This is a genomic window from Streptomyces otsuchiensis (assembly GCF_004305975.1).
Lineage (GTDB): Bacteria > Actinomycetota > Actinomycetes > Streptomycetales > Streptomycetaceae > Streptomyces > Streptomyces otsuchiensis.
In genome coordinates, this window is record NZ_BHZI01000193.1 from 1 (window position 1) to 11,442 (window position 11,442).

Here is an 11,442-nt window from a genome sequence, read left to right on the forward strand (position 1 = left end):
GTGTGGGGCCGGCGCTCGGCGTCGCCCGTTTCCTGCGCCGGCGGTCCCTCCCCTTCCCGCCCGACACCGACCCGGCCAGGCTGAAGGCCGCCACCCGGGCTGTGCGCCGTGGCGAACTCACCGGCGACCCGGAGACCGACGCGCTGGCGCTGCGGCTGGCGGGGGAGATCGGGCAGTCGCCGTACCGGCCGCGCCTGACCGTCGCCGTGCTCGGCGCCCTGGTCCTGCTGCAGCTGGCCGCGCTCGCGTCGGCGCTGCACGCCGGGGAGACCGGCCGGGGCGTGCTGCACGCCGCGCTGGCGGTCCTGGTGGCCACCCCCTTGGCGGCACTGCCCCAGGAGGCCCGGCGGCGCCGTGCGGCGGCACGGCTGCCGGAGCCGTTCGAGCGGGCCGCGGAGCCGTGGCCGGACGGCCGGGCGCGCTCGGGGCCGGACCCGGCCGGGCGCTGACCCCACCCGGGCGCTGACCCCACCCGGGCGCGGAACCGTCCTCCCCGGCGTTCTCGTCCTCCCCGGGACATAGGATCGGCTGCCCGTCCGCCCCGCACGGCGCGGAGGCGGGGGAGCCCGGTACCGCTGGACGCTGAGGACGCATGGACATCGCAGACATCAACGAACTGTGGGGCCGGGTCACCGGTACCCAGCCGGCGCCGGAGCTGTGGCTGGTGCTGGTCACCGCCGCCATAGCCCTGGCCCTCGTCGGCCCCTGGGGTTCGTGGCGGACGACCCGCAACGCGGTCACCATCGCCCACGAGGGCGGCCACGGCCTGGTCGCCCTCCTCACCGGGCGGAAGCTGGAGGGCATCCGGCTGCACTCCGACACCTCCGGTCTGACCGTCTCCCGCGGCAAGCCCACCGGCCTGGGCATGGTGCTGACCGCCGCCGCCGGCTACATCGCCCCCTCGCTGCTCGGCCTCGCCGGAGCCGCGCTGCTCGGCGCCGGCCGCATCACCATGCTGCTGTGGGGCTCCACGGCGCTGCTGCTGCTGATGCTGATCATGATCCGCAACCTGTGGGGTGTGGTGACGGTCGTGGTGACCGGCGCCGTCTTCCTGCTGGTCTCCTGGCTCACCGAACCCGAGGTGCAGGCCGCCTTCGCCTATGTGGCCGTGTGGTTCCTGCTGTTCGGCGGTATCCGGCCGGTCTTCGAGCTGCAGCGCAAGCGCCGCCGTGGTGGCGCCGGTGACTCCGACCCGGACCAGCTGGCGCGGCTCACCAGGCTGCCGGCGCTGGTGTGGGTGCTGTTCTTCCACGCGGTGACCCTGCTCTCCCTGGTCGGCGCCGCCCGCTGGCTGGTCCAGCTCTGACCTGCGGCGACGCCCGGCCGCCTGGGTGATGCAGCGTCCCGGTGGGAAGCGGGCCGCTCCACCCGCCCGGCCCGGCGGGCGGCTCCTCCCGTCCGTCCCGGGCGCTGCTCCCGGCGCCGGGAGCCGTCCGGCGCCCCCGCCGTCCCGTGCGGCAGAGGGGCGTTCCCCCGTCCGGAGCACCCCACCGGTCCCGTCCATCGCGCCCCCGGCGGGCACCCGGTGCAGCGCACACGGCCACGTACGGCGGACCGGAAGGTCCGGGTGACACTGGGTGACGCACTACAGTGGCTGCCATGACGGATCGCAGCGCCCCCGCCCAGCTCTGGCCCGCACCGACCGCCCCCGGCGCGGTCGAGGCGACCGTTACCGTGCCCGGGTCCAAGTCCGTGACCAACCGTGCGCTGATCCTGGCGGCCCTCGCCGGTGAGCCCGGCTGGCTGCGCCGCCCGCTGCGCTCCCGCGACACCCTGCTGATGGCAGCCGGGCTGCGTGCCCTGGGGGTCGGCGTCGAGGAGACCGTCGCCTCCAGCTCCGCGCCCGGCGGCGGCGCCGACGCCCGCGGCGAGGCGTGGCGCGTCATCCCCGGACCACTGCACGGACGGGCCTCGGTGGACGTCGGCAACGCCGGCACCGTCATGCGCTTCCTGCCGCCGCTGGCCGCGCTCGCCGACGGCGACGTCCGCTTCGACGGCGACCCCCGCTCCCACGAACGCCCGCTGCACGGCGTCATCGATGCCCTGCGCGCCCTGGGCGCCCGTGTCGAGGACGACGGACGGGGCGCCCTCCCGCTGACCGTCCAGGGCGGTGGCGGGCTGGCCGGTGGCCGGGTCGAGGTCGACGCGTCGTCCTCGTCGCAGTTCATCTCCGCCCTGCTGCTGCCCGCCGCCCGGTTCAACCAGGGCGTGGAGGTCCGGCACACCGGCGCGGTGCTGCCCTCGCTGCCGCACATCCGGATGACCGTGGACATGCTGCGCCGCGCCGGGGCCCAGGTGGACGCACCGGAGTCCGGCGGCGAGGAGAACGTCTGGCGGGTGACCCCCGGCGCCCTGCGCGGCCGGGACCTGGTGATCGAGCCCGACCTCTCCAACGCCCAGCCGTTCCTCGCCGCCGCGCTGCTCACCGGCGGCAGCGTCACCATCCCCGACTGGCCGCGGAGTACCACGCAGCCCGGCGACGCGCTGCGGGAGATCTTCACCGAGATGGGCGGCGACTGCGTCCTCGACGAACGCGGCCTCACCCTGCGCGGGACCGGCCGGGTACGCGGCATCGACGTCGACCTCGGCGACGTCGGCGAACTCACTCCCGGCATCGCGGCGGTCGCCGCGCTCGCCGAGTCGGAGTCCGTCCTGCGTGGCGTCGCCCACCTGCGGCTCCACGAGACCGACCGGCTCGCCGCGCTGACCCGCGAGATCAACGCCCTCGGCGGCGACGTCACCGAGACCGAGGACGGTCTGCGCATCCGCCCCCGCCCGCTGCACGGCGGCGTCTTCCGCACCTACGACGACCACCGGCTGGCCACCGCCGGCGCGGTGATCGGCCTGCTGGTCAAGGACGTCGAGGTGGAGGACATCGCCACCACCGGCAAGACCCTCCCCGACTTCCCCGAGCTGTGGCACACCATGCTCGGCGGCACCGGGCCCGCCCTGGCCCCCGCCGGCCGGGCGGCGGACGCCACACCCCCCGCCGGGGCCGCCGGGGCGAGAGCCTGAGGGCCCGCCGGTCATGCGCCGCTACGGCAAGAACACCGACGAGGACGACATCCGGGTCCGCCCCGGACGCCGCAGCCGCCCCCGCACCCACCGGCGGCCCAAGCACGAGGACGCGGTCGAGGGCTTCGTCGTCACCGTGGACCGGGGCCGCATCACCTGCGTGGTGGAGGACCGCACGGTCATCGCCATGAAGGCCCGCGAACTGGGCCGTAAGGGCGTGGTCGTCGGCGACCGCGTCGACATCGTGGGCGACCACTCCGGCGAGCGGGACACCCTCGCGCGGATCGTCCGCGTCGGCGAACGCCGCTCGGTGCTGCGCCGCACCGCCGACGACGACGACCCGTTCGAGCGGGTGGTGGTCGCCAACGCCGACCAGCTCGCGATCGTGACCTCCCTCGCCGACCCCGAGCCACGGCCCCGGCTGATCGACCGCTGCCTGGTCGGCGCCTTCGACGCCGGTCTCGACCCGCTGCTGATCCTCACCAAGTCCGACCTGGCCTCCCCGGCGTCGCTCCTGGACAGCTACGCGCCGATCGGCGTCAGCCATGTGGTCACCAGCGCCGAGGAGTTCGACGTCACCACCCTGGACCGGGTGCGGGAACTGCTCAAGGACCGGGTGACCGCGTTCGTCGGCCACAGCGGGGTCGGCAAGACGACGTTGGTCAACGCGCTGATCCCGGACCGCAGACGGGCCACCGGCCATGTCAACGAGGTGACGGGACGCGGCCGTCACACCACCACCTCCGCGCTGGCGCTGCCGCTCCCCGGTGACCTGGGATGGGTCATCGACACCCCGGGTGTGCGGTCGTTCGGCCTGCATCATGTCGACCCCTCACGGGTCATCCTCGCCTTCCCCGACCTGGAACCGGGCACCGCGGGCTGCCCGCGCGCCTGCAGCCACGACGAGGAGGGCTGCGCCCTGGACGCCTGGGTCGCCGACGGGCACGCCGACCCGGCGCGGCTGTACTCGCTGCGGCGGCTGCTGGCGACCCGCGAACGCCGCGACGGCGACTGACGGCGGCTGACGGCGACTGCCAGGTGTGCGCGCCGACCCGCCGGGGGTGCGCGGCGCGTGCACCCCGCGCACCCGCCCGGGGTCAGGCTCCGGTGGCCGTCCACCGCTCCGGCGGCGGCGCGGCCGGGCCGGGCGCCGGAGCAACCAGGTGGGAGACGGCGAGGCGCACCGTGGTCTCACACCGCTGCGCCGTGCCGGGGTCGCCCCGCGAGGCGCCGTTCCGCCGCTCCAGTGCCGCCACCGCCCGGTCCCGCAGCTCGGCGACCAGGTCGCCGGGGCGGTCGGGCGGCGTCGGCAGTCCGTCGCAGCGGCAGCCGGTCAGGGCCGCCCGGACCAGCCGGTCACCGCGCGCGGCGCGCACGATCCAGTTGCCGAGGGAGTCCAGCACCTCCTCGCGCGGTGCCTCCGCGGCCCGGCACAGCCGGAGGTCGACCCCGCGCAGGAACGCGTCGAGCTGGCGCCGCACCAGGGCGTCGGCGAGACCGGCCTTGTCACCGAACTCGTTGTAGAGGGTCTGCCGGGACACCCCGGCGCCGGCGGCCACCCGCACCATGCGGACTCCGGGCCAGGGCTCGTCGTCCAGAGCGGCTCGGGCGGCGTTCAGCAGCGATTCGCGCGCGGTGGGCATCTTCGCCTCCAGCGTGGGCACTTCGGCCTGCTGCCGCACAGAATTGACGCAGCCGCCACCGGTGTCAATACGGGCCGCGCGACCGGCTGTGGCCGCCGCCGAGGGGGCCGGATACTGTGGCCGCATGGCCGGTTACGACGACGATCTGCGGTTGGCACACGTGCTGGCCGATGCCGCTGACGCCACCACGATGGCGCGGTTCAAGGCGCTCGACCTCTCGGTCGAGACCAAGCCGGACATGACTCCGGTCACGGAGGCGGACAAGGAGACCGAGGAACTGATCCGCACCTCCCTGGGCCGGGCCCGTCCACGCGACGCGGTGCTGGGGGAGGAGTACGGCAGCGCGGGCGCCGGACCGCGCCGCTGGATCGTCGACCCGATCGACGGCACCAAGAACTACGTGCGCGGAGTACCGGTCTGGGCCACGCTGATCGCGCTGACCGAACTGGGCCAGGACGGTCTGGAGCGCCCGGTGGTGGGCCTGGTCTCCGCGCCCGCGCTGAACCGGCGCTGGTGGGCGGCGCTCGGCGGTGGCGCGTACTCCGGCCGCAGCCTGACCTCCGCGTCGCGTCTGGAGGTCTCCCGGGTGGCGGAGATCGCGGATGCCTCGTTCGCGTACTCCTCGCTCACCGGCTGGGAGGAGCGCGACCGGCTCGACGGTCTGCTCCAGCTGAGCCGCGACTGCTGGCGGACCCGTGCCTACGGGGACTTCTGGCCGTACATGATGGTCGCGGAGGGCGCGGTGGACATCTGTGCCGAACCGGAGCTGTCCATGTGGGACATGGCGGCGCCGGCGATCGTGGTGCAGGAGGCCGGCGGCCGGTTCACCGGACTCGACGGGCGGGACGGCGTGCACAGCGGTAACGCGGCGGCCTCCAACGGGCTGCTGCACCACCCGCTGCTCGGCTACCTCGGCGACTGAGCGGGCGCCGGCCTCTCCCCACTCCCGGCTGCGGCGTGCGCCCCTCGCGGGGGCGGCTTCCTCGCCGTGCCTGCCAACCCGCCTGTTCCGCCGGGTGGTTCGGGCCGGCGGGGCCGCCCGGTGGGATCGCTGCGGTTGGTGCGCCCGCTTCCCTTGTGACCACCGGGGGGCCGTGTGAGCATGAGGGTGAGCCCGCTTGTGGGTTTGTGAATTCATTCTCGCGGTGGGAGTCCCCGTCAGAGAGGTGGCCCCCTCATGCTCGTACGTGACGCCATGACGTCCGTCGTCCTGACCATCGGACCCGACCACACCATCCGGCAGGCTGCACGGCTGATGTCCTCGCGCCGGGTCGGCGCGGCCGTCGTGCTCGACCCCGAGACCAGCGGTCTCGGCATCATCACCGAACGGGACGTGCTGCGTTCGATCGGCGCCGGGGAGGACCCCGACGAGGAGCGGGCGGGCCGCCACACCACCACGGAGGTGGTGTTCGCCGCGCCCACGTGGACCCTGCTGGAGGCCGCCTCGGCGATGACGGCGGGCGGCTTCCGGCATCTCGTCGTCCTCGACGACCAGGAGCTGACCGGCATCGTCTCGGTCCGGGACATCATCAGCTGCTGGACCCCGGTGCTCAGCGCCTCGTGACGCGCGGCCCCGCGCCGCCCCGGTGCGGGCGGGATGCCTCTGCGCGCACGACGGACGGCCCGCCCGCGCGTGGTGCGCGGACGGGCCGTCCGGTGAGCCGGTTCCGGGGTGGGCGGAGCCCGTGGCGTCCGGCCACCCCGGAGCCCCTACGGCAAGCGGGTCAGGCGCGGAGGGCCTGGACCGCGGCTTCCAGCCGCTTGCCGAAGTCGTCGTCCGCCTGGCGGAAGTTGTTGACCGCCCGCTCGGCGATGTCGTCGCGGGAGACCTGCGAGATGAAGCCGGCCAGGTTGTCGACCAGCCGCCCCTTCTCGTCCTCGGACATCATCCGGTAGAGGTTGCCGGCCTGGACGAAGTCGTTGTCCTCGGCGTGCGAGGGGGCCTCGTGGTCACCGGTGACGCCGGAGACGGTCGTCGGCTGCCACAGGGCGCGGCCGGTCTCGGTCGGGCCGCCGAAGCTGTTGGGCTCGTAGTTCTTGGCCCGGCCGTGGCGCCCGTCGTACATCAGGCCGTCGCGGCCGTGGGTGCGGGACTCGGTGGCGTGCGGGCGGTTCACCGGCAGGTGGTCGGCGTTGATGCCGACGCGGTAGCGGTGGGCGTCGCCGTAGGCGAACAGCCGGCCCTGGAGCATCTTGTCGGGGGAGGGGCCGATACCCGGCACGAAGTGGTGCGGGGAGAAGATCGACTGCTCCACCTCGGCGAAGATGTTCTCCGGGTTGCGGTTGAGCTCCAGCTTCCCGATCTCGATCGGCGGGTAGTCCTCGTGCGGCCAGACCTTGGTCAGGTCGAACGGGTTGAAGCGGTAGTTCGCCGCGTCGGCCTCGGGCATGATCTGGACCTGCACGGTCCAGCTCGGGAAGTCGCCGCCCTCGATGGCCTCGCGCAGGTCGCGCTGGTGGCTGTCGGGGTCCTTGCCGGCCAGCTCGTCGGCCTCGGCCTGGGTGAGGTTCTTGATGCCCTGGTCGGTCTTGAAGTGGTACTTGACCCAGAACACCTCGCCGGCCTCGTTGGTCCACTGGAAGGTGTGGGAGCCGTAGCCGTTGAGGTGGCGGTAGGAGGCCGGGATGCCGCGGTCGCCGAAGAGCCAGGTCACCTGGTGGGTCGACTCGGGGGACAGCCCCCAGAAGTCCCAGACGTTGTCGGCCTCCTGGGAGCCGGTGTACGGGTCGCGCTTCTGGGTGTGGATGAAGTCCGGGAACTTGATGGCGTCCTTGATGAAGAACACCGGGGTGTTGTTGCCGACGAGGTCGTAGTTGCCCTCTTCGGTGTAGAACTTCAGGGCGAAGCCGCGCGGGTCGCGCACGGCGTCGGCGGAGCCGAGGTTGCCGGCCACGGTGGAGAACCGCAGGAACGTCTCGGTCTGCTTGCCGACCTCAGAGAGGAACGCCGCGCGGGTCCAGCGCGTCACGTCCGCCGTCACCGTGAAGGTGCCGTATGCGGCGGCGCCGCGGGCGTGCACGATCCGCTCCGGGATGCGCTCACGGTTGAAGTGGGCGAGCTTCTCCAGCAGCAGCTGGTCCTGGACCAGCACCGGGCCGTTCGCGCCGGCCGTCTGGCTGTTCTGGTTGTCGGCGACCGGTGCACCGGCCTCGGTGGTCAGCGGTCCCGTCGCGGTCTGCTCGGTCATCTGCCTGTCACGCCCTTCAGGTCTTCGGTGTCGCCCGAGGGCTTGGCCCGCGGGTGAATCCGATCCTATATTGGACTCAATCTAAGTCAAGACGCGGGCTGAATCCGAACTCATTCGGGACTCGGAGGCCGCTCGCGCTAGGGTGGATGCCATGAGTGACCTGCTGCGACGACTGCGTGCCCGGGGTTGGCGGCTCACCGCGCAGCGGCGCGTGATCGCCGAAGTGCTGGACGGCGAGCACGTGCACTACACGGCCGACGAGGTGCACGCCCGGGCCGTGGAACTGCTGCCCGAGATCTCCCGCGCCTCGGTCTACAACACCCTCGGCGAGCTGGTGGTGCTCGGCGAGGTGACCGAGGTCAACACCGACGGACGGGTCCGCCGGTACGACCCCAACGTCCACGAGGCCCATCAGCACCTGGTCTGCTCGGACTGCGGAGCCATCCGTGACGTGCGACTCACCGCGGACCCCCTCAAGGCGCTGCCCGAGGGGGAGCGCTTCGGCTTCCAGGTCGCGGAAGCGACCGTGACCTACTACGGCCGGTGCCCGGAGTGCGCGGCGGCAAACGCCGGCCCGGCGTAGGTCCGCCCTGTCCGGGGCGCCCGGGGGTGCCGCGGACCCGCGCAATGGATTTGCCCTGACCGGAGCGGCACCTGTACGGTCGTGAACACAACGACGCGGGGTGGAGCAGCTCGGTAGCTCGCTGGGCTCATAACCCAGAGGTCGCAGGTTCAAATCCTGTCCCCGCTACCAGTGACGAGGGCCCGGTTCCTGTTCGGAACCGGGCCCTCCGTCGTGTGCGCGTGGCGCGGCGGCGGCGTGCCGACCGGCTTGTTCCTCCCGGCCCGATGGCCCGACGACCCTACCGCCCGCGATCGCAGCGAAAAGCCCCACCGCGCGTGGTGTGCGCGATGGGGCTCCTCCGCAGCGGGCGCTCAGTCGGTGATCTCACCGGTCTTGACGCCGGACACGAACGCGGCGAACGCACCGGCCGGGACCGCGAGGGCCGGACCAGCCGGGTTCTTGGAGTCGCGGACGGGGACCAGGCCGCTCGAAGCTGCGAAGTCGGCGGCGACCTCGATGCAGTTGTCACCGCCGTTGGCGCTGTAACTCGACCGGCGCCACGCGGCGCCACTCTCAGGGCGTGAGACGGTCATCGGTTTCCTCCAGAACGCTTTCAACGTGGGTGAGATCTAGGCGCCTGTGAGAGACAGTTCCCGTAAGCGCGGTAGGAGCGGCTGCAAGAGCTGTGTGGATGACGGTCGCGGTCAGGGTGAGCGCGTCCTGGAGTTCGACGTATGCCTGAGTGGGGAGTCGGTGAAGTCCCAGGGCGCAGGCGGTCACGGTGCCCTGGAGCCGGCTGACCTGATGTGGTGGGAGTCGGTCGGTGCATGGCGGGTGCTGAAGGATGTCGCGGGCGGCGTAGCCGTCTTCCGCGGCCCGTGCCGCGATCTGTCGGGCGAGGGCTTCTGCCTCAGTGTGGTGTCCGAGCGCATCGAGGGCAGTCAGTCCCAGACGGACATCGAACGTGGCCGTGCCCGGCGCCGTCGGTAGTTGGTGGTAGCGGTCGAGCAGCAAACGGTCGGTGCCGTGGCTGGGTGCGACGAGGTGGGTCAGACAGGCGGTGACGGCGTCCTCCGAGGGGTTGCCGGGGGCGGTGTCGTGCACCAGCCGTGCCGCGCTGGTGGTGTCGCCTTGGGTGAGGTGGGCGATGACGGCGATCTGGCGGCCGTCGAACATCCTGCGCCCGATGCCCTTGTGTGTCCGGAGTTCGAGGAGAGCTTGGTTCCAGCGGCCGGTTGAGGCGAGTGCGCGGCCGCCCTCGGCGAGTAGCGCTGACCAGAGCCAACGGTGTAGCTCGGCGTGCGCCTCGGGGCTGGTCGTCAGCCGGCCCGGGACCCTGAGGCCGTCGATCTCGACCGACGCGCGATCTTTGAGGGCTCTGTACAGGCGGGAGAGGAGTTCGTAGGCGAGGTGTCCGCGGCCGGCCCGGGTGTGGAGGCGGGCGAGATTGACCAGGGGTTCGAGGGCGAAGCGAGCGGCTGGTGCGGGGAGCGGCGTGGCGTGTAGATAGATGTGTGCGTGGTCTCTGCACCAGGCGCGGGCCAGGTGGTGGTCGCCGACGTCGCTGGCGAGGAGTGCAGAGAGGTTGTGCACCGAGGTGGCGGCGGCGAGGTCGGAGTCCTGGGCGGCGGCCCGCGCCCGCCGGGTGAGGCCCGCGACTCGCTGGGCGAGTGGGGCACATGCGGGGCGGGCGCGGGCGACGAGGGGGAACCGTCGGGCTATTGGCCCGGTGGGGTCCATCGGGTTACTCCCAGGTGACGATGATCGGCTGGCGCGGGCGGTCGAGGACGACTCGTCCCCGGTTGCGGACGCTGGCGCTGGGCGGGCGGTCCGGCAGAGTGAAGCGGACGGTCGTCGACCGGGCGTTCTGGTGCCACGCGGAGATCTCCGCCGCGACCTGCTCCGCGAGGGTCCGGGCCGAGGTGCCGTGGCTGATGATCCCTACCTCGAAGCGGCGTTCGGCCCGCGGCGTAGGGGGTGCCTTCCGGATGGCCAGGTAGGCAAGGGTGCCGTCGGCGCTGGTGGTGGCCATGGCTGTGCTGCCGAACATGGGCCTCACCAGGCCGCTCTCGGTGGCGTCCGAGAGCGCGTTCAGGCGCATCAGGGGATTGGCAAGGTGGCAGCTCAGCCAGAGGTCGAGCATTTCGAACGACTCCCGCGGAACGAAGTGGACGTCCGTCCAGGTCTCGTGGGCGGGGTGGTCCAGTACCCCGGTGAGGGTCTGAGGGTCGGTGCCGTCCTCGTTGTCCGCGTGCGCCTGGAGAGTGACAGAGCCGTTACCGGTGAGGTCGATGACGCGCCGTGCGTCGTTACCGATACCGCGCAGCGGCATGAACACGGCCTGTTCACTGCCTTTGGAGCGCCAGCCGCCTTCGGCGCGCTCGAAGACGATGCTCCGTGACGCGGCGCCGGCCAGGCGCAGCGGCACCACGATGCGACCGCCGACGGCGGTCTGCCGCAGCCAGGCCGGGGGTACCTCCCAGGCGCCGACCGTCGCGATGACGCGGGTGTAGGGGGCGGAGCCGGGGTGGCCCAGGGCCCCGTCGGCCAGGATGACGTCGACGTTGTCGACGCCGGCGGCCGTCAGGTTCGCGGTGGCGTCTTCGACGAGGTCGTCGTCGACGTCGACTGTCGTCACGCGCCCGGTCCCGCCGGTGAGGTGGGCGAGGAGGGCCGCGTTGTAGCCGGTGCCTGCGCCGATCTCCAGCACGCGGTCCCCGGGCCGTACGTCGAGCTGTTCCAGCATCATGGCGACGATGCCAGGCTGCGACGCGGCGCTGATCGACGCTCCGCTCCCGTCCTGCTTGATGTAGACGGGGCCGTCGGCGTACGCCTGGGCCAGGTCGTGGCCGGGCAGGAACAGATGCCGGGGCACGGCGCGCATCGCGGCCTCGACGGAGTCGGTGCGGACCGTACCGGCTGCGGTGAGGTCGTCGACGAGCTGGTTCCGCAGTGCTTCCGGGGAGGCTGCGGTGCTCTCGGTGAGGGGCATGGTCGGCACCTTAGTGTCGTGGCGGGCTGGGGTCGGGCG

12 protein-coding genes and 1 tRNA gene are annotated in these 11,442 nt (G+C 72.8%); 8 read left to right on the forward strand and 5 right to left on the reverse strand.

Features of this window, described 5'->3' with window-relative positions; translation table 11 throughout:
- The 4 genes from E0D90_RS26655 to rsgA form a co-directional block, all read left to right on the forward strand.
- The coding region (locus E0D90_RS26655) for a hypothetical protein (RefSeq protein ID WP_227870298.1) at positions 1–449 on the forward strand (449 nt) is incomplete at its 5' end.
- Between the two features lie 143 nt (positions 450–592).
- Positions 593–1,306 (forward strand): M50 family metallopeptidase, encoded by a 714-nt coding sequence (locus tag E0D90_RS17975; protein WP_103503856.1) that lies wholly within the window; start codon positions 593–595, stop codon positions 1,304–1,306.
- A gap of 293 nt (positions 1,307–1,599) precedes the next feature.
- Complete coding sequence (aroA, locus tag E0D90_RS17980) at positions 1,600–3,015, forward strand: 3-phosphoshikimate 1-carboxyvinyltransferase (RefSeq protein ID WP_130799248.1); 1,416 nt, start codon at positions 1,600–1,602, stop codon at positions 3,013–3,015.
- A gap of 13 nt (positions 3,016–3,028) precedes the next feature.
- Complete coding sequence (rsgA, locus tag E0D90_RS17985; RefSeq protein ID WP_130799249.1) at positions 3,029–4,030, forward strand: ribosome small subunit-dependent GTPase A; 1,002 nt, start codon at positions 3,029–3,031, stop codon at positions 4,028–4,030.
- Positions 4,031–4,112: 82 nt separating this feature from the next.
- Here rsgA and E0D90_RS17990 read toward each other — a convergent pair whose 3' ends face one another.
- Entirely contained in the window at positions 4,113–4,658 is a 546-nt protein-coding gene (locus tag E0D90_RS17990) for a TetR/AcrR family transcriptional regulator (protein ID WP_130799250.1), read from the reverse strand.
- Between the two features lie 124 nt (positions 4,659–4,782).
- On the opposite strand from E0D90_RS17990, the gene hisN reads away from it, so the two are divergent.
- On the forward strand, positions 4,783–5,580 hold the full coding sequence (hisN, locus tag E0D90_RS17995; RefSeq protein ID WP_130799251.1) for a histidinol-phosphatase: 798 nt from the start codon (positions 4,783–4,785) through the stop codon (positions 5,578–5,580).
- A 255-nt stretch (positions 5,581–5,835) separates the two neighbouring features.
- Positions 5,836–6,222 carry a CBS domain-containing protein gene (locus E0D90_RS18000; RefSeq protein ID WP_103503860.1) on the forward strand — a complete coding sequence of 129 codons (387 nt, stop codon included), beginning with the start codon at positions 5,836–5,838 and terminating at the stop codon, positions 6,220–6,222.
- A 160-nt stretch (positions 6,223–6,382) separates the two neighbouring features.
- On the opposite strand, the gene E0D90_RS18005 is transcribed toward E0D90_RS18000, so the two are convergent.
- Entirely contained in the window at positions 6,383–7,846 is a 1,464-nt protein-coding gene (locus E0D90_RS18005; RefSeq protein WP_130799252.1) for a catalase, read from the reverse strand.
- Between the two features lie 151 nt (positions 7,847–7,997).
- On the opposite strand from E0D90_RS18005, the gene E0D90_RS18010 reads away from it, so the two are divergent.
- The gene (locus tag E0D90_RS18010; protein ID WP_103503862.1) at positions 7,998–8,429 is read left to right on the forward strand and encodes a Fur family transcriptional regulator; all 432 of its coding nucleotides are present in this window, start codon (positions 7,998–8,000) and stop codon (positions 8,427–8,429) included.
- A 94-nt stretch (positions 8,430–8,523) separates the two neighbouring features.
- Positions 8,524–8,600: transfer RNA gene (locus tag E0D90_RS18015), tRNA-Met, on the forward strand.
- Between the two features lie 182 nt (positions 8,601–8,782).
- Here the strand turns inward: E0D90_RS18015 and E0D90_RS18020 are convergent.
- The 3 genes from E0D90_RS18020 to fxlM are packed head-to-tail and all read right to left on the reverse strand — an operon-like array spanning position 8,783 to position 11,403.
- The gene (locus E0D90_RS18020; protein WP_130799253.1) at positions 8,783–9,004 is read right to left on the reverse strand and encodes a DUF397 domain-containing protein; all 222 of its coding nucleotides are present in this window, start codon (positions 9,002–9,004) and stop codon (positions 8,783–8,785) included.
- Complete coding sequence (locus E0D90_RS18025) at positions 8,985–10,151, reverse strand: hypothetical protein (protein ID WP_130799254.1); 1,167 nt, start codon at positions 10,149–10,151, stop codon at positions 8,985–8,987. Before E0D90_RS18025 ends, E0D90_RS18020 begins: the two co-directional genes overlap by 20 nt.
- Before the next feature lie 4 nt (positions 10,152–10,155).
- The gene (fxlM, locus tag E0D90_RS18030) at positions 10,156–11,403 is read right to left on the reverse strand and encodes a methyltransferase, FxLD system (protein WP_130799255.1); all 1,248 of its coding nucleotides are present in this window, start codon (positions 11,401–11,403) and stop codon (positions 10,156–10,158) included.
- Between the last annotated feature and the right edge of the window lie 39 nt (positions 11,404–11,442).

Bases quoted from the DNA above. Each gene is read 5' to 3' on its own strand.
- rsgA (WP_130799249.1), top strand. From the start codon at position 3,029: ATGCGCCGCTACGGCAAGAACACCGACGAGGACGACATCCGGGTCCGC.
- E0D90_RS17990 (WP_130799250.1), bottom strand. From the start codon at position 4,658: ATGCCCACCGCGCGCGAATCGCTGCTGAACGCCGCCCGAGCCGCTCTG.
- E0D90_RS17975 (WP_103503856.1), top strand. From the start codon at position 593: ATGGACATCGCAGACATCAACGAACTGTGGGGCCGGGTCACCGGTACC.
- hisN (WP_130799251.1), top strand. From the start codon at position 4,783: ATGGCCGGTTACGACGACGATCTGCGGTTGGCACACGTGCTGGCCGAT.
- E0D90_RS18005 (WP_130799252.1), bottom strand. From the start codon at position 7,846: ATGACCGAGCAGACCGCGACGGGACCGCTGACCACCGAGGCCGGTGCA.
- fxlM (WP_130799255.1), bottom strand. From the start codon at position 11,403: ATGCCCCTCACCGAGAGCACCGCAGCCTCCCCGGAAGCACTGCGGAAC.
- E0D90_RS18025 (WP_130799254.1), bottom strand. From the start codon at position 10,151: ATGGACCCCACCGGGCCAATAGCCCGACGGTTCCCCCTCGTCGCCCGC.
- E0D90_RS18020 (WP_130799253.1), bottom strand. From the start codon at position 9,004: ATGACCGTCTCACGCCCTGAGAGTGGCGCCGCGTGGCGCCGGTCGAGT.
- E0D90_RS18000 (WP_103503860.1), top strand. From the start codon at position 5,836: ATGCTCGTACGTGACGCCATGACGTCCGTCGTCCTGACCATCGGACCC.
- E0D90_RS18010 (WP_103503862.1), top strand. From the start codon at position 7,998: ATGAGTGACCTGCTGCGACGACTGCGTGCCCGGGGTTGGCGGCTCACC.
- aroA (WP_130799248.1), top strand. From the start codon at position 1,600: ATGACGGATCGCAGCGCCCCCGCCCAGCTCTGGCCCGCACCGACCGCC.